Annotated in this window: 19 protein-coding genes; 12 read left to right on the top strand and 7 right to left on the bottom strand. The window is 56.3% G+C overall.

Annotated features, from left to right (window positions below; translation table 11 throughout):
• Window positions 1-210: 210 nt before the first annotated feature.
• From BLV41_RS22200 to BLV41_RS22205, 4 genes are all read right to left on the bottom strand, one after another.
• Window positions 211-372 carry a hypothetical protein gene (locus BLV41_RS22200; RefSeq protein ID WP_170835540.1) on the bottom strand — a complete coding sequence of 54 codons (162 nt, stop codon included), beginning with the start codon at window positions 370-372 and terminating at the stop codon, window positions 211-213.
• Window positions 373-512: 140 nt separating this feature from the next.
• Window positions 513-899 (bottom strand): hypothetical protein, encoded by a 387-nt coding sequence (locus BLV41_RS20155; protein ID WP_074713573.1) that lies wholly within the window; start codon window positions 897-899, stop codon window positions 513-515.
• A 110-nt stretch (window positions 900-1009) separates the two neighbouring features.
• A complete protein-coding gene (locus tag BLV41_RS20160; RefSeq protein WP_074713574.1) occupies window positions 1010-2182 on the bottom strand; it encodes a hypothetical protein in 1173 nt (390 codons plus the stop codon).
• 30 nt (window positions 2183-2212) lie between these two features.
• The gene (locus BLV41_RS22205; RefSeq protein ID WP_074713575.1) at window positions 2213-6112 is read right to left on the bottom strand and encodes a putative toxin; all 3900 of its coding nucleotides are present in this window, start codon (window positions 6110-6112) and stop codon (window positions 2213-2215) included.
• Window positions 6113-6418: 306 nt separating this feature from the next.
• On the opposite strand from BLV41_RS22205, the gene BLV41_RS21815 reads away from it, so the two are divergent.
• Window positions 6419-6928 (top strand): hypothetical protein, encoded by a 510-nt coding sequence (locus BLV41_RS21815; RefSeq protein WP_139244515.1) that lies wholly within the window; start codon window positions 6419-6421, stop codon window positions 6926-6928.
• Between the two features lie 72 nt (window positions 6929-7000).
• Entirely contained in the window at window positions 7001-9475 is a 2475-nt protein-coding gene (locus BLV41_RS20175) for a GH25 family lysozyme (protein ID WP_074713577.1), read from the top strand.
• 321 nt (window positions 9476-9796) lie between these two features.
• Here the strand turns inward: BLV41_RS20175 and BLV41_RS20180 are convergent, their stop codons facing one another.
• The gene (locus BLV41_RS20180) at window positions 9797-10186 is read right to left on the bottom strand and encodes a hypothetical protein (RefSeq protein WP_074713578.1); all 390 of its coding nucleotides are present in this window, start codon (window positions 10184-10186) and stop codon (window positions 9797-9799) included.
• Between the two features lie 130 nt (window positions 10187-10316).
• Between BLV41_RS20180 and BLV41_RS20185 the strand changes: the two genes are divergently transcribed.
• The 6 genes from BLV41_RS20185 (at window position 10317) to BLV41_RS20205 (ending at window position 15230) form a co-directional block, all read left to right on the top strand.
• Window positions 10317-10580, top strand: a complete 264-nt coding sequence (locus tag BLV41_RS20185; protein ID WP_074713579.1) for a type II toxin-antitoxin system Phd/YefM family antitoxin — start codon at window positions 10317-10319, stop codon at window positions 10578-10580.
• Window positions 10577-10837: a type II toxin-antitoxin system RelE family toxin gene (locus BLV41_RS20190; RefSeq protein ID WP_074713580.1), complete on the top strand. Its 261-nt coding sequence runs from the start codon at window positions 10577-10579 to the stop codon at window positions 10835-10837. Before BLV41_RS20185 ends, BLV41_RS20190 begins: the two co-directional genes overlap by 4 nt.
• Window positions 10838-10886: 49 nt before the next feature.
• Window positions 10887-11105: a hypothetical protein gene (locus BLV41_RS20195; protein WP_074713581.1), complete on the top strand. Its 219-nt coding sequence runs from the start codon at window positions 10887-10889 to the stop codon at window positions 11103-11105.
• A 60-nt stretch (window positions 11106-11165) separates the two neighbouring features.
• Entirely contained in the window at window positions 11166-11387 is a 222-nt protein-coding gene (locus BLV41_RS21820; protein WP_139244516.1) for a hypothetical protein, read from the top strand.
• A 31-nt stretch (window positions 11388-11418) separates the two neighbouring features.
• A complete protein-coding gene (locus BLV41_RS20200) occupies window positions 11419-14664 on the top strand; it encodes a DEAD/DEAH box helicase (RefSeq protein WP_083361021.1) in 3246 nt (1081 codons plus the stop codon).
• Window positions 14665-14900: 236 nt separating this feature from the next.
• Window positions 14901-15230, top strand: coding sequence for a hypothetical protein (locus tag BLV41_RS20205; RefSeq protein ID WP_074713583.1), 330 nt, complete (start codon window positions 14901-14903; stop codon window positions 15228-15230).
• 279 nt (window positions 15231-15509) lie between these two features.
• Here the strand turns inward: BLV41_RS20205 and BLV41_RS21825 are convergent, their stop codons facing one another.
• Complete coding sequence (locus BLV41_RS21825; RefSeq protein WP_139244517.1) at window positions 15510-15869, bottom strand: hypothetical protein; 360 nt, start codon at window positions 15867-15869, stop codon at window positions 15510-15512.
• Between the two features lie 586 nt (window positions 15870-16455).
• Here BLV41_RS21825 and BLV41_RS20210 point away from each other — a divergent pair.
• From BLV41_RS20210 to BLV41_RS20220, 3 genes are all read left to right on the top strand, one after another.
• Complete coding sequence (locus tag BLV41_RS20210; RefSeq protein ID WP_074713584.1) at window positions 16456-17763, top strand: ParB/RepB/Spo0J family partition protein; 1308 nt, start codon at window positions 16456-16458, stop codon at window positions 17761-17763.
• A 280-nt stretch (window positions 17764-18043) separates the two neighbouring features.
• Complete coding sequence (locus BLV41_RS20215) at window positions 18044-18328, top strand: hypothetical protein (protein ID WP_074713585.1); 285 nt, start codon at window positions 18044-18046, stop codon at window positions 18326-18328.
• 44 nt (window positions 18329-18372) lie between these two features.
• Window positions 18373-19056 (top strand): hypothetical protein, encoded by a 684-nt coding sequence (locus BLV41_RS20220; protein WP_074713586.1) that lies wholly within the window; start codon window positions 18373-18375, stop codon window positions 19054-19056.
• 73 nt (window positions 19057-19129) lie between these two features.
• Here BLV41_RS20220 and BLV41_RS20225 read toward each other — a convergent pair whose 3' ends face one another.
• Window positions 19130-19519 (bottom strand): hypothetical protein, encoded by a 390-nt coding sequence (locus tag BLV41_RS20225; RefSeq protein WP_139244518.1) that lies wholly within the window; start codon window positions 19517-19519, stop codon window positions 19130-19132.
• 227 nt (window positions 19520-19746) lie between these two features.
• Here BLV41_RS20225 and BLV41_RS20230 point away from each other — a divergent pair, with 227 nt between their 5' ends.
• Complete coding sequence (locus BLV41_RS20230; RefSeq protein ID WP_074713588.1) at window positions 19747-20226, top strand: hypothetical protein; 480 nt, start codon at window positions 19747-19749, stop codon at window positions 20224-20226.
• The last annotated feature ends 233 nt before the right edge of the window (window positions 20227-20459 follow it).

A 20459-nucleotide genomic window follows, 5' to 3' on the forward strand; every position in this document is an offset into this window, starting at 1 on the left:
AGCGGAGGGCTCTGATTCGGACATGATGCCCAGGAACGAGCCACCTTCCTCATCGGTGGCAGGCTGCGGTGTCCCGGATCCTTCAGCCAGCAGATTGGCCCGGGCAGCATCCCAGGCGCGGTCCTCGCCGGCGGGTTGGACATGGTCGTCCCTGAGTTAGTTGATGGTTTCTTCCCCGTCATAGGCCATCAAGAGGGGGAGTCCACCCACCTATTGGGTGTAGTTGTAGTGGAGCTCGGCCTGCTCCTGGGCGACCATGGTCGGGTCGATGATCTTGGCCCGGGGCCGGGCCAGCAGGTCCTCGGCGGGCATCGCATCGATGATGGATCCGGCGGCTTTGGCGGTCATCCGTGCGAAGTAGTCCTCGAGCATGGGCTTCCACTCCCGCTCGGGGGCGTTGGGAATTGTTCGTGCCCCCGGGAGCGCCTAGGGCAGGTACTTTCTGGCCAAGGCAAGGTAACTGCCGGGCAAGTCCGCCGGAAGTTCACTCATCAGTGTGTAGAAGTTGACGGTCACCAACTCCGTCGCCCGGCCTCTTCGCGGGGCCGGGGGACACGGCTGCCTTTCGCCTTGGGCCAGACATCCCCACTCTGCTCATCCCGCATCACACCGGCGGTGAACGTGGCCAGTTTCCGGGCAAACTTCACGGCGTGCGGAATCGAGGTTTCCTCACTGCCCTCCACCAACACCTGGTACACGGCCTGGGCACCGATCACCGATGCCGTCACCTGCTCCGGGACGTCCTCGAGCTCCACCTCAAAGGGGCCGTCAATCGTGAAACAGTACCCGCGGCGCGCACCGCGAACCACCATCAACGAGTCAGAATCGCGGGTGTGTTCGACATCGATGTCGAGCCCGGATCTGCTCCGCACCAGCGCCAGCAACTCGTCAAAGCCCAAAAGGGCCTCGGCGTAGACGGACAGATCGAAGGAGATGAGATAAGGCTTCTATTGATGAGTGACGCGGGGCAGGGTAGATGAGTTCGTGGCGATCCGGCTTGTGTGTGGAGTCAGTGACGTGATGGATTGGGTGCTAGGCGTGCAGGGACAATTTTGGCGGCTTGGTCAAGTAGTCCATCCGAATTCGGGATGGATTGGAGATCGCTGGGGATCCAGGGCTGGGTCGGGTCGGGTAGTAAAGCCGTGAGTTGGTCTCGGTTCAGGGGTTCTTCTGACCACGAGTGGAAAAGGTTGTCATCGTGCATTTCCCTATGGCCGGTGAGGTGCGGTGAGACAAGCTGGACGTAGTCGGGGCTAAACCACGTCCACCAGTGAGGGTAAGGGTGCAGTCCTTTCCACGTGCCTCCGATGGCACCTAATAATCTTCGTTCGCTTGCGGACGTGCTCCCAAAGCCGCGTTGGCTCAATACAAATTCACGTAGCACTTCGGCGCTGGCGAAGAAGCTTCGTGACTCAGTTGCGAATGCTATAAAGAAGGCCTGGAGCGCATCACGCCACTGCCGATCGCTAAAGACGGTCTTGTCAAGATAGAGCGAAAGTCTTCCAACAGGCATCTCCGAATCTTTGTCGTAGTATCCCCCACAGACTGGATAATTGCCGACGAGAGACAGGCCGGACGACCCGGTGTTGTCGGCGGCGTCGATGAATGCTTGGTCGCCATCACGAGCCAGATTGCCTCGCAATGGTTCATATTCGCCGAATCGTCGGGGTAGGGCTTCGGGCAAATACTTCCGAGCAAGGCGGAGGAAAATTTGCGGTAGATCATTCGGGCTGTCCTGATTGAGGAAGTAGAAGATCACGTCAACACGGTCAGTAATCATTGAGCCAGAGGGTGCGGCGATCCGGTTGCCCTTCGATTTCGGCCACACGTCCTCGCTCTGCTCATCGAACACGGCCCCGCCACTGGTTTTAGCGAGCTTCCGCGCGAACTTCACGGCGTGGGGAACTGACACCTCATCGCTACCCTCCACCATTACTTGGTACACCGCTTTAGCGCCCAGTACCGAGGCCGTGACCTCCGCCGGCAAATCCTCAGCTTCAACCTCGAACGGGCCATCAATTGTGAAGCTATAGCCACGTTTAGCGCCACGGACCACCATCAACGATTCGGCGTCACGCGAAAGTTCCCCTTCAACGTCGAGCCCGGCAGTGCCGCGCACCAACGCCAGCAGGTCATCAAGAGTCAGCGGGGACGGGGTGTAGACGGAAATGTCGTACGACATGTGTTGATCCTTTCCAGAGTTCTCAGGAGGCTAAGGGAAAACCCCGGGCCGAAAGACAGGGGTTGCCCAATCTCCGGGATTGGCAAGATCCGCGGGGAGACGTCGAATTACGATGACGCCCTTGTCGATTTTTTCTTGAATTTTACCCAAGATCTCGGTGTGAGCACCAACGTAAAGTATGAGTTTCCCTGGGTTCCCGTCGATTTTATTGCTTTGGGCGTACGCTAAGAAATCTTCAAGTTGGCGCGTCAGGTATAGCTTCTTGACATTTTTTACGTCGATTAGGTTATTCGCGTCGACACCATCAGGGACGCGGAAATGAAATCCAATCCCATTCTTGTTTGGGATTTGTAGGTATGGCTTCCCAGCAGTCGACAGACCGACGACTTGTTCTGCCCACCGTCCAAGGTAGCCCACAGTGTAGATTCTCTTACCGGCGGAGTCTTTGAGGGCCTTCCCCAGCGAGTCGACGTAGCTCGCAGGGTTCTTGGGTTGAAGTGGACAAGTCTTGTCTCCTGCAGCGGCCCTCAGTGCGTTTGCCGGGTTGACCTTCAAGGTCTTTGACCCAGAGTAACCTGCTGTTATCACGGCTCGTGTTGGGCTTTGGGAATTATTGAAGCTGGCGAGTTTCGCCGCGACACCGACTACGCATGATGTAGCAGTTGCTGAGTACTTCTCAACGACGGTCCGGGCCCATTTGTTTTTGGCGACGAATTCTAGGGCTTTGGGGACGAGCTTGCCGATCATGCCGAGGACTTTGCCTGCTTTGAAGATTTTCCCGATGGGCAGTGCACTGATGAGGGCCATGGCGCAGGCGGCGATGTCGCCTTTGGTGAAGCAATTGATAACGTCGGTGACGCCGAAGAAGTCTAGGAGGAGTTGGCCGCCTTCTTTGATGATGAAGTCGAGGATGCTCCCTTGGCCGAGGACCGATCGAGCGTCTTTGAGCTCTTGAGTGGCAGCGGCCCCGCCAGCGAGATTTGCCGCATCCAGTTCTTCGCTGGAAACGATCCCGGATAGATTCATCAGTTTTTTTGTGAGTCTGGCCGCCCGGTCTTCCTCCTGTTGGAGTGTTGTGGCAGCTTGCGTTGCAACCGTTGCAGCTTCTGCAGCCTCGGCGGCGTCCAGGCCGGCTTGCGCTGCTGATGCGGATGCTTGGGCTGCGGCAGTGTTGGCAATGGCTGCTGCTGATGCTGCCATTGCTGCAGATTGGGCGGCATTGGCTGCGTGGTTTTGAGCGAGGTTAGCGTCGCTGCGGGCTTGGGTTGCGGCTTGCTGTGCGGTCGCTGCAGATTGGGCGGCTTGGTTCGCTGAGGCGGTTGCTGCATCTGCGTGGTTCTTCGCTTCAGTGCCTGCTGATGCTGCAGTGTTTGCGAAGCCTGTGGCTTGTTGTGCGTACTTTTGGGCTTCGGTTGCGGCGTTCCTTGCCTTGGCCGCTGCTTGGGCTGCGGTGGCCGCATTGGCTTGCGCTGTTGCTGCGTTTTTCGCAGCTCCAGCGATCATAGAGGTCACGGCTGAAACGTGGGCGGCGGTTTGATAGTCACGGTCTTCGGCGTCGTACCTGCCTGATTGCACGAAGCGGCGGACATCATCACGTGGCCCGTTCAGGGCTACTTCGGCGGCAACTTTGACTTCAGGACTGCCCGTGGCAAGAAGTTGGTAGGCGGTTATGCGGTCATCAAGGCGCTGGGCGGCGTCGTAGCCTTCATCGAGGAAAATACTGACCGCGGCCTGGTCGGTACTGGCCAGCGACACCTCGGCAGCTTTCTTAGCCTCGGTTCCACCCTCGACCATAATCTTGTAGGCGGCCTGACGCTGGATCGGGTTTTCAATGGCCTGGTGACCCGTTGTTAGGAACTCGGTGATGTCTTCGGGGCTGGTTTCCATAGCTTCTTCAGCCGCGTAGCTGATGTCTGCATTGTCGCTGGCCACGTAGGTGAGTGCTTCGTCCCATTCGTCTTGTTCGACCGCAACGCTGCGGCCTTCGGTGAAGTACTCCTTGATTTGCTCGTTCGTACCGGTAATTGCGTTCTGGGCGCCGGCTTGAACCCAAGGACCGCCTACTTGCATCAAACCTACGAGGGCTATCCGAGCTTCGGGAATGAGTTGATCAAGATCTGCACCCGGCGTCGTCAACTTGGTTACCAGGGAGTCCGTTTGGGCTGCTGCCGTGGTGGCCGCTTGGGCCCTCATTTTTTCTTCGTGCAGTCGGGTCGCTTCGATGTCAGCAGCGGCCTGGGCACGCTTGATCCCAAAGTCCTTCTCGGCGGTCAGTCTGGCTGCGTCAACTTTTCGAGCAGTAGCTTCGACAGTCTTGGCTTGCGCGACTGCGGCTGACGCGGCATCGGCCGCTGACTTTGCGGCCGTGGCTGCTTGCTGGGACTTTGCTGCAGCGGTTGCGGCGACGCCAGCGTGTGCAGCTGCGTCATCTGCTGCCGCTGCGGCATTGTTTGCATGGGTTATTGCTTCACTGGCAGCTTTTCGGGCTTCCTCAGCGACGGTCTTAGTCTCGTTGGCCAAGGCGATGACTCGTTGGGTGGCTTGTTCGGCACGATCAGCGGCCGCGGCAGCTCGGCCTGCGGCGGCCCTGGCATGGGCTGCCTGTTCGGCAGATACACCAGCTTCATTGCTGGCGGCCATCGCTGAAGCCGCGGCTGCCTGCGAGTGGCCCCCGGCACTAGAGGCGGAGTTCGCGGCAATAAGTGATTGTTCGACGGCAGTTATGGCTGCGGCAACAGCATCCACGGCCTTCTTGGCGTTGGTTGCGGCGTCACGAGCCTGAACGGCCGCAGCTTTGGCGGCAGCGGCCTGCGATGCGTCACTTGCGGCCGCGGCAGCAGAATTTTGGGCTGCGGCAGCGGCGTTATTTGCCCGCGCGGTAGCCGCCGCAGCGTTGGCCGCAGCGTTGGCTGCAGCCAACATGGCTTCGTGAGCAGCCTGGGCCGCATTGACAGCGATATCAGCGGCTAGAGCTGCCTGATCCGCCAGGGAAGCGGCCCTGCTCGCGGCCGCGCCTGCCTTCGCTGCAGAGGCCTTGGCCGCTGCAGCTTCTTGGGCAGCGCGAGCTGTTGCTTGTTTAGCCATGCGAGCGGCGTCAACAGCTTGATCCGCGGACTTTTGAGCCAGAGCCATTTGTGTCGTGGATAGATCACTAGCGGACTTTGCTTGCGCGGCCAGCTGGCTAATAGTGGCCGTTTCGATGTCGTGGGACGCTGCGACGAACTGACCGTACCGTAAGAAATCTTGTACCGCGTTCGGGGTACTGGAATTGAGTGCTGCTGCTGCAGCGGTTTGAACACTTGGAGATCCGGAGGCTTGGAGCTGGTAGGCGCTCATGCGGTTGTCGGTGGTACTGGCGACTTCTTGACCGGTCAGGATAAAGTCCTGGACGGCTGCTTCTGTCCCCGCGTTAAGGGCTTTCTGTGCAGCCTTTTTGACCTGTGGTGTTCCGGTGTTGAGAAATTGATAAGTTTCTAGCCGGTCATCGGTAAGCCATGCTTGCTTCCAACCGGTAGCGACGAATTCGCGAAGGGAGGTGTCCGTATTTGTGTCGAGGGCTTCTTGGGCTTTGGTTCGGACAGTTTTTCCACCGAACAAAGTCAGCTTCAGCGTCATGAGCCGGTAGTCCTGGTTCAGGCTGTCATGCTGCCCACCAGCGATGAACGCCTGAATCTGTTCCGGCCCACCCTGCAATGCGGCCTTAGCAGCCTCACGAGTTGTCTCGCCACCGGACTTCCAAAGCCTGACAACACCGGCAGCGTCGACAGCCGGACTCAGCGGCAGAGATGCATCGCTCGAAGACGGTCCAGAAACAGCGGCGGATGGCTCAGCTCCGGAAAGCATACCCGCAACGAGTGCAACAACCAGCAGAGCAACGACAGACGTCGCCACCAAGTAAGCACGCAAGGCGCGCCGAATACTGAATACCATTGATTCCCCAAGATCGTGTGGTTGATGACGGCTTCAAAAATACCAATTCTGAGCCCAGACAAAATTCAAGTCTATGGATTGTCGGAGCCATGAGTTTCTGCATGCCCAACATAGTTTTACATGCCAAAGCGTGATGCAGATAACGACACGCAAGAAAAATGTTATTCTACGCTTTGCCGAGAATACTCAGATTCCGCCACGGCCAACAAACAGCATTCATTGGGCTCAGTGGGAGAGAAATGGGCTCGAAAACGTCACGAAATCTAGCCACGCCATGCCGATTCTTCGGCACTAATAGGGGGAACCATGAAAATTAAACGTACGGCAGCAATTGTTGCTGCCACGACAGCGTCTCTATGCGTCATTGCCATAGTCGCAGGGCCTGGAGCGGCGGCTTTTCCAACGCAAAAATCGGAATCGAAATCCTTGGCGCAAAACACACAGGATGGGCCAGTATTCACTGTAGAAAACTACGTTCATCCCGAAGCGGACCGTTTAGGTGAGGAACTAGGGATCAAACTAAAAGACGGCAACGGAAATATGATCTACGTCGAGTGCACCCCTGATGGCTCCCTAATTCGAGTCGAATCAATAGATGCAACCGGAAACGTCGTCTGTTTCCAGGCAACAGGTTCACCTGCATGGCTGAACATGGAAATCACGGGATCCTTCGGCGTCCAAACCGGACAGAAGCCCGTCGACGTCACTTCAACTCTCGACGGGAAAGAAGCAAAGATGACTGTCCCGAAAAACTCCGTCAAGCCCGTCGGAGTCGCCGACGGCGAATCAGTCGTCGTCCAGCTCAAAGTGAACTGACCTGACATGCCGTCAAATATTCAGCTGTCATCGTCTCGCCCAAATCATTTCACCGATGGAAGAACTTCACTTATGAAAAAATTCGTTCCAATCGTTTTAACGCTGACCCTAGCTATCGGCCTTGGATCTGCGGTTCAAAGCCCTGCGAACGCTGTCAGTAACAGCCCAGCTACACTTGCAGGAACGAATCAGTTCACAGTCAAAATAGAAACTGGTTTTGGCACCTGCACCGGAAGTCTCATTGACCGTCAATGGATTGCAACTGCAGCGAGTTGTTTCACCGAGGATCCGTCGAAGTTTGCATCTCTAGTGGCAGGTAAGCCCGCGAGGGCTTCCAAAGCTCTCTTCGGATCTGATGCAGCAAATCGAGACAAGCCTGGCATTGCCATCACGTACATCCAGCCCCCTGATGGCCCCAACCGGCGCGATTTCGTGCTCGCCAAACTGGCCAATCCCGTCAACAACATTGTGCCCCTAAAAGTCTCGTCCGTTCTCCCCTCGGCAGGGGAAAAAATTAGCTTCACCGGATACGGACGCACAAGTACTGAATGGCTTCCGACGCAGTCACACACCGCCGATTTTAGTATCGCCACCATCGATTCGACAGCACTCGAAGTCACCCCCACCGTTCAAGGAGCCGGGCTCTGCGCGGGAGATAGCGGTGCGCCAGGAGTAAGGGCCACACCCACCGGCCCGGAACTCGCAGCTGTCAATAGCCGAAGTTGGCAGGGAGGCTGTCTCTACGTTGAAACCCAGAACACCGGGGCCATCGCGTCCCGAGTTGATGACATTAGCGGCTGGATCAACTCAGTCATTGTCGAGGGTCGCCGCATTCCTGGTATAGGTAACCACTCGGTCGTACAAATCAAAACAACAGCACCTTCAGCCAACTGCTTGACACTACAGGCGAACACTGGGCAAACGGTGTCCTGTAAACAGGGCTTGGATCAGCAATGGCAACTCTTCGAAATTTCACCCAACACATTCCTCTTGCGCAATAGTGCCTCTCAAGAATGTCTTTCAGGTACGGCCTCTCCTCAAAGAGCCCAACTAATACATCAAGCTAGCTGCAACATCGCCGCGCCCCTCCAGTCGTGGGAGCTTGTGCCTGGAACTAATGGCCAAACCATCTTGAAAAACGGTGGGAACCAATCCTTCACCGGCTTCAGAACGCCAGCAGCCAGCACGCCCGCCTTCCATAGCGCGCCGCAATACACGGTAAACGTCGAATGGAAGCTTACGAATGTCGGAACCTACTCCGGGACGGGCATTCAGGGAACTCCAATCAGCCAATCACCCGGGGCTGGCTCAGCTCAGAATCCTTCTGCTGCCGGACCGCGAGGTCTAGAAGTCAGTGAATGGCAAAGCGAGATGAACTGGGCCGCGCAAAAAACTGATGGGATCACATACTCCTATATCAAAGCCACAGAAGGTAACAGCTTTACCAACTCTCACTTTGCCACTCAGCAAAGCGCTTCCAAGGCTGCAGGTCTACTAACTGGTGCTTATCATCTAGCAAGTCCAGATGTATCAACTGGTGCCGAGCAAGCACACTACTTCGTAACCAACGGCGGGGTATGGAACCTAAAAGGGTCAACCATGCCACCAGGCATTGACCTTGCCGCGAACCCGGGAACCCAAACAGATTCATGCTATGGGCTGACACCGGCGCAGATGGTTTCGTGGATCACAGATTTTTCCAACATCATGGTACTGAGAGTGGGAAGGCTTCCTGCCATCTTCACCACCACGAGCTGGTGGAATCAATGCACAGCAAACAGCCAAGCATTCAAGGACAGTCCTCTGAACCTGGTTTCCCATGAAGATGTTCCGGGATCATTGCCCGCGGGTTGGGCTGCCTACAAAACCTGGCAATATGCCGATAGTGCCACCATCACCAACCCAGCAGGCACTGGGTTCCCCAGCGTTTTCAACGGCTCGGTCGACGAACTCAAGACCTACGTTTCCACGGCCGGAACGATTCCGGCTATCCCGGAGTTGACCTTCCCAGACGTACCTGCCGGCAGGCTTTACTACAAAGAGATCTCTTGGCTGGCGAACGTTGGAGTAACTACCGGTTGGCCAGATGGAACTTTCCGACCGGCGTCACCAGTGAATCGGGACGCGATGGCAGCGTTTATGTACCGGCTTGCGGGGAGCCCGGCGTTCACGCCTCCAGCAACCTCGCCATTTCCTGACGTAGCCACGAATAACATGTACTACAAGCAAATCACTTGGCTCAATTCGTTTGGAGTAACTACGGGTTGGCCAGACGGAACTTTCCGACCGCTTTCTCCGGTGAACCGAGACTCTATGGCAGCGTTCATGTATCGGCTTGCGGGGAGCCCGGCGTTCACGCCCCCAGCAACCTCGCCATTTCCTGATGTAGCCACGAATAACATGTACTACAAGGAAATCACTTGGCTTGCTTCGACCGGTATCTCCACTGGTTGGCCAGATAAGACGTTCCGGCCGCTCAATAGCATCGACAGGGATGCTATGGCAGCGTTCATGTACAGACTCAACAGCTATATCAATAACAAATAGGTCCGATCCTTTCAAGCGGCGTGACAACAGGGAATATCTCGCCACGTGATTTCCAATCCATGGGAATCGAAAAGTTGCACCCCGGTCAGGTAGGCCGGGGTGCAACTATTTGGCATAACAGTCTCAACTTGGCCGGCAAGTATCCTACGGTTTCCGCAGAACTATCTGTTGTCTGGCCCTAGCCTGCAGGAATCTTCTGTGAGGCACCTTTACGCTTTTGCGAGGTAGGCATCGTTGCCTCCCCTCCGCATAGTGATTCAAAGGGCAGCAGGATCAGTGCGCCCGTTGGTCGGTGGGGCGAAATGCGAGGCCTTGAGGGGTTCAGAAGACCCCACTGTCCTCACCATGAACGATCATGAAGTTCGTGTTCCATGTTGAAATCGTAACTGCGGTCGAAAACCCTTTTTCGTGCTTGGCAAGATGATCCTGAGGCTCATCCAAAGCCTGACGCCACTTCTCGCGTGTTTCGGCAAGGGTCGTACTCTGCGTTGAGGATTGATCTTTGATGATTTGAGAAACTCGTCCCGGGCTTCTCCCTGTCAAGGCGGCCAAGGTTTTTTGCTTCACACCGTACGGCTCGGCCGCCCGAATAGCTTCGCGCTCGTACTGCTCTACATCAGCCAGTTGATTCGCCAGGGCTTCCCTGTGCTGCGCCAGCGTCCAAGCGTATGCGGCTAGGTTCTCTTGGGCTTCAGTCAATATTCCTGCCATGATATGAGAATATCTGACTATCTTTTCTTTAGGTAAGTAAAGTAAATTAACACGGCATAATATCAACTATCGACGTTTTGTACACTTATTTAACTATTGACATTGTGTACACAATTGGTAGACTTGAGACATGAATACGATCACTTCATCCATTACGGTTCGGGCGCTACGCGATGGACTGGCCGATGCCGTGGGGCGTGCCGGCTACGGGCATGAGCGTGTCCAGATCACCAAGAACGGCAAGCCTGCTGCCGTGTTGATTGGGCCTGAGGACTTCGAGCTACTGGAGCAGTTGGAAATGATGCGCGACGTTAGCGAGTACCGCGTTGCCAAAGCCGAGGACAGCGGGGGGCGTGTCAGCCTGGATGAGCTGCGTGCCGAGCTTGAAGCGTGAGTTCCTACCGCGTTGAGCTCACCACTGCTGCCGCCAAGGAACTGCGCAAACTTGATGCCGGGATCCGGCGCCGCATTCTGGCCGGTATTTCCGGCCTTGAAGGGGATCCGCGCCCGGCCGGCTGTAAGAAGCTCGTAGGCGAAGACAACGCCTGGCGTATCCGCATCGGTGACTACCGCGTGTTGTATGACGTCCAAGACGAGGTGCTTGTGGTCACCGTCGTGCGAGTCGCCCATCGCCGACATGTCTACCAGTAGGAGGAAAGGACGAGGTGTCCGTTAGGGGTTGTTGAAGGGATAAGTAGCAATGGTCAAGAATGAGTCCTCGCCCCTGGGCGCCGAGGAGGAAGACCGCTACCAGGCACTGGCCGATTGGGCTGAAAGTGACATGTCCGCAGTCCTTGGGAGCGGCATGCCACTTCGGGGCGCGGATGCTGCCGCAGCTGGGCGCGTAATACTCATTGCTTCTGGAATGGACCCTGCAGAGCTGGATCGCATCAGTGAGGGCCATCCTTATGAAGGCTGAGGTGGGCGACCCCACTGTGCCGACAGGCCGGTTTTGGTCCAAGGTCCTCAAGGCTGAGATATGGACTCTCACTGGCTCTGGACGGCGGCCGTCGGTGACGATGGCTATGGTCGCTATTTCCTGCGCCAGGGCGGGCGTGATACTTCCGTGCGTCCGCACCGCTACGCGTACGAGTTGGCCACCGGTGTTCCCTTGGCTGAGGGTGAGGTGTTGAGGCATGTGTGCAATATCCCGACGTGTGTCCGTCGAGGCACGGGGCAATTGATAGCCGGCACGTTTTGATCGAGACGTTACGACTGGCTAGGGTCTGTTCATGACACGCAATTTGAATCAGCCGAGTGATCCACTGAATTTCTGGATGGCTGTGGAGGCCTTTTCCCCCCAAAATGTTCCGGCACTTTCAAAATCGCGTGGAGAAATCCCTTACGTGGCCGATTATTCAGGACATCAGCCCCTTCCCTGGGAAGAAAACTCCAGATGGCCGGCCAGCCGGGCAGGTTTCGCCTGGCAGCACACCGTCTATGTGGGTGTATTCGATCTTGAATCCGCGTGGGATGTGTTGCAACCACCGACAGTCGAGGAGTTCAACGCAAAGCCCTCGCGCAGCTCTGTCATCACAGTCACAGTTAGTGAAGACGGAACACTTATCCCAGACACTGCGGTGTTGTCCCAGTGTGTGTGGGCCGCTGGACAATATGTAAAACGCCGACAACTTGCCGACGTGTTCACTGATTTCGCTGTGGCTGAAACGAAATGGCGCACGAATCTGGATGATCTGATCGTTGCTCGAGGCATCCGTGTCGGGGCTGATTCGTCCGAGGGTTTTCGCACACATCCGGTGGCCGAAAGAGATTTGACGGCTATTCTTTCCCACGCTTTGGATGCAACAGATACCACGGCTGTTCTGACTCTTGAAAGCAAACCTGTTGCTGGCTTCCGAATCAAGAGCGAGCAGGTCTCCTTGAAGCGGGTAGAACCAGAAACTGGTTCTGACTTCCTCAATAGCCCGTACTCGGCCGACCTCTACCGGCTGTCGTTGCAGCCCCGCAATCGCGGCAGTATCCGACAATATCTTGGCCTAGATACTCCAACCGATAAGGTCGATATCCAGAAGAATCTACGAGCAGTCTACGACTCTGTTGCCCCCGATCTGGTCCCGGACGGTCGGTGGCCCAGCAACACAGACTACCCTTTAGCCCTGTCGCAACAGTTCGCAGTTAATAGGGTGCTGGCGGACTTGAACGAGGTCAGCGGCATCTTCTCTGTCAATGGCCCGCCCGGAACGGGTAAGACGACGATGTTGCGGGATCTGATCGCGGCCCTAGTGACACAACGAGCCGCAGCGCTTTCCACCTTCACCAATCCCTCGGACGCGTTCGTTGAAAAAGGTACGCTTAAAACCTCCGGCAATTTCCCGCGCACGGTCCACCGCCTCCATGACAGCTTACGAGGCTACGAGATTGTCATCGCCTCCTCCAACAATGGCGCGGTCGAGAACATCAGCCTAGAGATCCCCGCCAAGAACGACAACGTGATTGCACCCCAGTTCCAAAAAGACCTTCCATACTTCTCAGACATCGCAACTCTCCTATTGAGCGAGAAGGACAGCCAGGGGCGCTGGAAGAAGCCACAGGATGGAGCCTGGGGGTTGATCTCAGCAAAGCTAGGCAATGCCAAAAACAAAGGGTTCTTTCTCTCTACTGCTTTGTATAGCGAGGACGCCAACGAGAAGGAAGGGCTTCCGAAAGTTCAGGGTCTCTACGACCTACTGAAAGACGTCCCCACGGCCGAAAAGGTGAGCTGGAGCGATGCCCGCCAAGCGTTCCTCACAGCACAGTCAAGAGTCCACAGGCTTCGGGACGAACGCCAAAAGCTCCATGATGCTTTCCTTGAGCTACCAATCCTTCGCCGGGAAGTCAGCAACGTAGGGGCGGAACTGAAGACCTTCGATGAACAGTGCAAGGTTCACCAACATTTCATTGAAGAACAGCGCACGGAACTAGCGCGGATTCGACAATACGAAAGCGCTCGACGAATTGATCTGAAAACGCATATCGCGGCCAAACCCGGCCTGTTGGAGCAAATCTTCACGTTCGGCAAGACCTTGGGGCCCTGGCGTGAACGACAAGTCAACCTTACTGAGGAGATCACCACCCACCAGAGCTCGATCGCTGGAATGGAGCACATTTTAGATGACGCACAACGCACTCTGAGCACCATTCGCCATCATCATCAACAATCCAAACAGACTCTAGAGGGCCTCCAACGACAGCAAAAGCGGCTCGAGAGTACCAAGACTTCGTATCGTCATAGTGATTCTTACCCGTCTGCTCAGTGGTTCGACCCTGACAATAGAGAACGAGACAAAACCTCACCTTGGCTCGATTGCGAGTACAACGAAGCCCGCTCCTTGCTCTTCTTGGAAGCCCTAAAATTGCACAAGGCCTTCGTTCTGGATCAGAGCATAAAGATGCGTCAGAATCTCATGTCCTTCCAAGATGTTCTCAAGAACGCAACGACGCCCGAGGCACAGCCGGAGCACGTACGTTGGGCATGGGAAGCACTGTTTATGCTGGTACCGACGGCTACCACAACATTCGCCTCCACCCCTCGTATGTTCGCCTCTCTTCAGAACGAGCAATTGGGGTGGCTCTTTATCGATGAGGCAGGACAAGCCGCCCCACAGCACGCATACTGCGGTATCGCGCGCACACACCGCACCGTACTTGTCGGAGACCCCCTCCAGCTCACCCCCGTGATCACTCTGCCTGAGAAATACCAGAACCAGTTGTTGGAAATCACTGGAACAGACGAAGAGTGGTTGCCAGCAGCTAACCCGGCCCAAGTTCTTGCTGACCGTAGCACCAAATACGGCACTCTAATCCAGCCACCCGGGTCAGACGAAATCTGGATCGGAGCTCCCCTGCGGGTTCATCGACGCTGCGACAACCCAATGTTTGATGCAGTGAATTCCCAGGTGTACGGCGGGCTCATGATCCATGGAGAAGGAGCCACCCCCAGGGACTATCCCATCGCCAAACCCGAGCTTCAAGCCCCACCCTCAGCTTGGTTTGACGTGCAAACACCCCATTGGAACGGACACGCCTCACCCCAAGAAATCACGAAACTCAAAGAGCTGCTCCAAACACTCAAAGAGTCCGGCTATGACATGTCCAAAATCTTGGTGATCTCACCCTTCAAAGACACTGAGACGAGAATGTCGATGGTCGTCCGTGAAGCAGGGATAAGTGCGAAAACCCATGCCGGAACCATTCACAAAGCACAAGGTAAAGAAGCTGACATTGTCATTGTCATCTTGGGTGGACAATCCGGAGGAGCTCGCAACTGGGCTATCAGTTCCCCGAACTTGTTCAACGTTGCCGTGAGCCGAGCCAAACGACGCCTATACATCATAGGAGACCACCGGAATTGGTCTAGCTTGCAGTACTTCAAGGCACTCGCACCCGAGCTCGATATTCACGCTTCAGAAACGAATCTCAGCGAAATATTCGAATCAACAACACCCCAAAGCCCCCCTATTGCCGCCGTCGCTACATAGTCCTGACCGGATAGTCGCTGCGCGCACCAAACATAACTCACAGAGCACGGATGGGCTACCGGCGGGACCGCGGATCATTGGCCGCTGAGGAGGACCAGTACGGATAATCAAGCTAAGGAGCACGTTGTCGGCTGAAGGTGTGCCATGACAGTCGATTTCTAATTGAAGAACTGGCCGCGGGGTTCAGCAAATTTCCTGATGAAATCTCGGTAGAGGACCTTTAGCGATTCTGTTAGTTGGACGGTGACGATATATCACTCAGCGACGATCGGCACGCGGACGAAATCTTGATGTTCGCGGACTTTGCCTGGAAGTCCGTGGGAGGAAGGCCCACAGGGTTCCCCCGGACCAGTGATACGGAACGGCTGAACGCAGCTCTGACAGACAAGTTCCGGGGCCAAACCCTAAGCACCCAGTTCTACTCACGGGACAACGCAGTGTTCGTGATCCTCGAAGACGGCACCGGCCTTAGCTACAGCTGTGAAGGCAAGCTTCTTAGACAGCACCAGCCGGACACTGGCAAGGAAGCCGTCCCAAAAGACCACTCCGAGCTCACCTTTGAATAGCCGATTTCAGGGAGCAAAGAAGGGCCACACTGCCCGTCCTTTGCTACGCAGGAAGGTGTATCCCACAAGGTGAGGTGTCTCGTAATAAGAAGAAACCGATACCGTGGCGCATACACGGCAACTGATACACGGCCCCACCTGGCGGTGGCGAGTCGCAGGGCGGGAACTCTTCGTCGCCAGATCCCGAGCCCTGCGGGACACGGACCCAAAACACGGCAAGGACCCGGACATCCTAGGCCCATGGATGAACGGGAAAGACCCCGACGCCCCCAGGTTGTTCTAGCCCAGTAGCCCTTCAGGAAGCCACGCTCGACGATAAGTTTCTCCCTTAATCCTGCCCAGCGCGCGTAGGAACTCTTCCCCGTTCTGGACCTCGGGGGTCTCTGGCGGATAGGCGCATGGTTCCCCTGGCCGAGGCCAGTCCATCAGCACAGCGAAGATACGATCACGCACGATGGTTGTTTTCATAGGTCGGTCCAGCTCTGCTGCATTTTCACGAGCAGCAAGCCGCCATTGGTTACTCGAAACCGTCAGATCCGCATCATCGACGAACGAGTATCCGCGGGATTCTAGCTGTCGGCCTATCTCGGCACGGGCATCTGTAAGAACTGACTCTCGATCGGTTTTCTCAATTTCCATGACTAAAGAGCCTACAGAACACCCCGAAACAGGCCCGCTAGGAATGTCGAAACAACCATCGTGTCCTGCACACCGTAGGCTGAGGGCAGAAGCCCTGCCGGGTGTCCCGCTATGACCCCGGCAGGGCTTTTTTCATGCCCTCACGGCGGTGCAAATCCGCGGTGAGCTTCCCTTGTGTTTCAGGGCGGCCTGGTACTCGCGAGCTCGCACCAGGCCAGTGGGCGTCCGCTGCGCGGCCGGCTCTTTGTAGGGGGTTGTCATGGACTCGCAAGCTCGACCATGACAACCCCCTTTTTTTCTCTCTTTTTTGGTTGCTGACCGATGGATTTTACCCACCTGGTTCAAGCCTTTCCCTCATCCCTCCGTTGTCGGGATCTGCACCTGGGTAAAGGTGGTCCCGCGCTCGTTCCTCGCTTATTTCGGGACAACCTTTACCCCGTCTGGCCCTTGCGGGGAGGGGTCTTGCCCCTGGCGGGACGATCCTTCGTTTCGCCAGCAACCAAAAAACAATGGGGGAGGGGAGGAGCTGGCCGGTCCTGTACCGCTTCCCGATCACCCAATCCTCAGCAAAGGACGAATGATTACTATGACAAACACACAGCAGCTGGAATTCCTGGACCCGGCAACGTTGACCCTCGACATCAACGTTCGGAAAGACGCAGAGCTCACGGCAGGATTCATTGCCAGCTTGAAGGAGCACGGCGTCATGGAGCCAGTGCTTGCCCACCGCAATGCCGACGGTGTAGTTCGGGTCCTGATGGGCCAACGCCGCACCTTGGGTGCTGTCGAGGCCGGGCTGATCTCGATCCCTGTGGTGGTGAAGGATTCCCCTGAAGAGGCAGAACGGATCATGACCCAGATGGTGGAGAACATCCAGCGCACTGAGTTGAGCGGGGCGGATGAGGCGGACGCTTACAAGCAGCTGTCTTTGATGGGGATTAGCGCAGCCCAGATGGCCAAAGGTACGGGGCGAGACAAAGCAGTTGTCGAGGACACCCTGAAGGCCAGTGCAACGGCCGCCGGTACCAAGGCCCTGCACGAAGGGATGACTCTTGAGCAGGCGTTGGTACTTGCAGAGTTCGACGGCGACGCCGATTCCATTGAGGAATTGAACAGCGTGATCGCCGACGAGCCGCACTACCTCGATCATGTGGCCCAGAGCATTCGTGACAAGAAAGCCGCTGCAGCCGCTTTGGAAGCCACGCTGGCGGAACTTGCCGAAGCTGGTAAATCAGTGGTGGATGAAGCAGGGAACTACGCCGATTCGGCCGCCATCTATGTCGATGCTCTCACCACTGCTGCTGGGGAACCGGCCACCGATGAAGATGCCAATGCCTTTGTGATCCAGACCAACTACCGGGGCGAAGTTTCTGTCCGACCCGTCATTACTGGTTGGGAAGCTCTGGGATTCGTGCCCAAGTACAAACGCTATGGTCAGGAACCGGCCCAGTCAGGCCCCATGACTGATGAGCAGAAAGAGGCACGCAAGACACTTATTGCCAACAACAAATCCATGGAGTCAGCCACCGTGGTTCGCCAGGAATGGGTGAAGACCTTGCTCAGCCGCAAAACAGCCCCGAAGGCATGGGCATATTTCGTGGTTCACGCCATCACCCACCATCCTGAAACCACTCAAGGCTACGAGAGTCACGTGGCAGCGGCCATGATCGGCGCCAAAACTGAGGGCCAGCACCACCCGCTCCGGTCTCACGTGGACGAGACCACAGCACGCGCCGAGTTCGCTCTCATCGCCTTGATCTGTGGGGGATACGAGAAGAAAGTCCTCAAGGACTCGTGGCGTAGTCCCTACCAAATCCACAAGGACTACCTCGAGCAGCTCGTGACTTGGGGATACACCGCCAGCGCTGTTGAGCAGATCATCCTCGACGCCTAAAAAGTCCGTCTTGGGGTGTGGACCGAAAGGCCGGTTCACACCCCACCCCGCGGGGAAGCATCCTCGCGCACACAAGATTTCCTTTTGCTGAGGGAAACCCGCGGTACTCCGACATTTGCACGCAGTACCGCACCACCGGCTCCTGTCAATCAGGGGAGCGGTGACACACGGCGGTGGGAGACGGCAACGAATACCGCCACGAACGGCACTGCAGGGGAGCGTTCCGTCTCTCACCGCCGAACAACAATTCACAACGCCAGGACATGGGGGAGAAGGCACGATGAAAACCGAGGAAGAAATTGCCGAATTCATCACCAAGAACCCCTTGGCTTGGCGAATCTGGATGACCGGCTATGAAGCCGGACTGGCACAAGGGCGCATTGATGAGCGGGTCAGCACCGATGACCTGGCGGACCTAACTGCTCGACGAATCATGACCCTTCAGGACTGTGAAGAACACATCCGCAAAACAACCAAGAACACTATCGCCATGGGCCAGGCAATCGAAGCCCGGGCGAACACCACGGTAGGAACCTATCGAGGAGGTCCTATTGCATGGGAGTAACCCAAGCGCCTCCAGCACGTCCCGCACATAGAAAGGGATTCACAATGAACTCCAATGAGCTCGTTCAAGAAGACACCACGACTGCCATCTTTGATTTCGGCCGAGGATCCACCGCACTAGACAGGCATGTTGCCTGGCTGGTCACAGACCACCATGGATACGACTACGCCAAAAGGATTGGTACCGAATACGCCTGGGCCACCGCCTATGACTCTTACAAGTCATTCCGGAACGTGGCCGGTACCTCCATCATGTGCCAGCCGCGGTCCTTGCCCGAATGGCTCTTTGAAGCAGTTCAAGAACATGCTCGCCGTGACTCTGATACCCCGGGCCCGTCTTGTTTCGCGGCCACCTCAACTGCCATTGACTGGTTTGCCCTGGCGAAGGAACATTCCGAGGAATTGTTTCTGGTCGTGGATTTTGATCCAGCTCCAACCGTTCAACAAATAGAGAAGGCATTGCGAGCTGCACAGGAACGATCTGCCGAGGTAGACCTTTGGGTCACATGTGAGCCCTCGGCATACCTAGGCGGCGGCTTCGCCGTAAGCCTGGGCGGTCTCTTCATCACACCCCTGGCCGGGGACACTGAGCTGGAGTCCATCATTGAAAGGGAGCTGGGTGGAGTTCCGGCCTTCATCGACCCCCGGCAACCGAAGACGTTGGAGTGGGCTTGGATGACCCAGTGGCCCGAGGCGTCCGCTACGTCCGAGGATGCACCCCATGAATGACACTTCCTCCGAGACGGTACGAATCTCCTACGACCGCTCACTGCACTATCCAGAGGGTGTCGGAGGATTGGGACTAAAAGATGTTGTTGTCCTCGCCGTGGACGAGGTTGAAATTGGTGTTCCAGGTGGCAATCGTTTCGGCTGTTGTGAATTTCTTTTCATGCAGCGCTAGGTGCTCCTGGGGTTCATCCAGTGCCTTGCGCCAAGTCTCACGACTTTCCGTCAGTGCTTTTCCTGTCTTGGGGCCAGATTCACTGATTATTTGAGAGATTCGGCCGGGGCTTCGCCCCGTCAACGCGGCCAAGGTCTTTTGCTTGACACCGTATTGCTCGGCCGAGCGTATCGCTTCACGCTCAAACTCCTCCACATCAGCCAGTTGCTTTGCCAGGGCAAGCCGATGCTGCGACAGCATCCATGTGTATGCCGCCAGGTTCTCTTGATCATCCGTCAACATTCGCACCATGAAGCCAGTATAGCTCTCTTGCATTTCTTTAACGCGCTAAAGTATGTTTACTTTACATAAGGTAAGTTATCGGCCTAACGGTGAAGGTGTGGTTCTGAACTTCAAAGAACCGATGCCAGCACGGCTTGAGGTCGTCAGGTGTTGCAAACGCAACACCTGACACGCCCAAAAGAGGCACTCGAGCGAACTAACAACTGACACGTACCAACGAACAAGGAGTATTTCTCATGGCTGTAAAGACCATCTATTCGATTCAGCACTCATGCCGGCACATTGCCGAGCGGGACTTGTCCAAGAAGCCGGCCGGACAGCGGGCAGGGTTTGCTTCCTGGCTTGCCAAGCAGCCCTGCACAACATGTTTCGCCAAGTCCAAGAGCCGAGAGGATCAGAAGGCTGGCATCGCTGACGCCGAGCACTTCGAGAACCAGAATGAGCTTCCAAAGCTGGATGGAAGCGAGAAGCAGCTGATGTGGGCGCCGATATTCCGTCACAAGTTGATCTTCAAGGCCCATGAGCTGCTTGTTGACACGGATCAGGTGATGACGGAAGAGGAATTTGAAGACCGCATTATGGTTCCTGCGCGCCGGATTACCGGCTCAGGGTGGTGGATGGACAACCACGACTGTGAAGTTGAGGACCTTGAAGAGTTGGTGACCACAGCCATCGATGATGTTGCTGTTCCGACAGCATCGGAAAACCCCTTCTAGAGCTCTGATCTGTGGGAGCGGAGATTATCGGCTCACCTTGGGTTCCTTGATAGCTGCTCTCTGCCCTCTGTAAAGGGTGCTCCTGGAAGCTTTCGCGGCATAAAACCTCTCACCCGCTTCGCTCCATCGAGATTTATTCCACGACTTCCTTCGCTCCCTTGACACAGGGAACCCTTCGAGAGCAGCTGCCAAGGTGGGGTGCGGGCCGGCCAAATGAAGCCACCCGCCACGCC

This window comes from Arthrobacter alpinus (assembly GCF_900105965.1).
In the GTDB taxonomy this organism is placed as follows: domain Bacteria; phylum Actinomycetota; class Actinomycetes; order Actinomycetales; family Micrococcaceae; genus Specibacter; species Specibacter alpinus.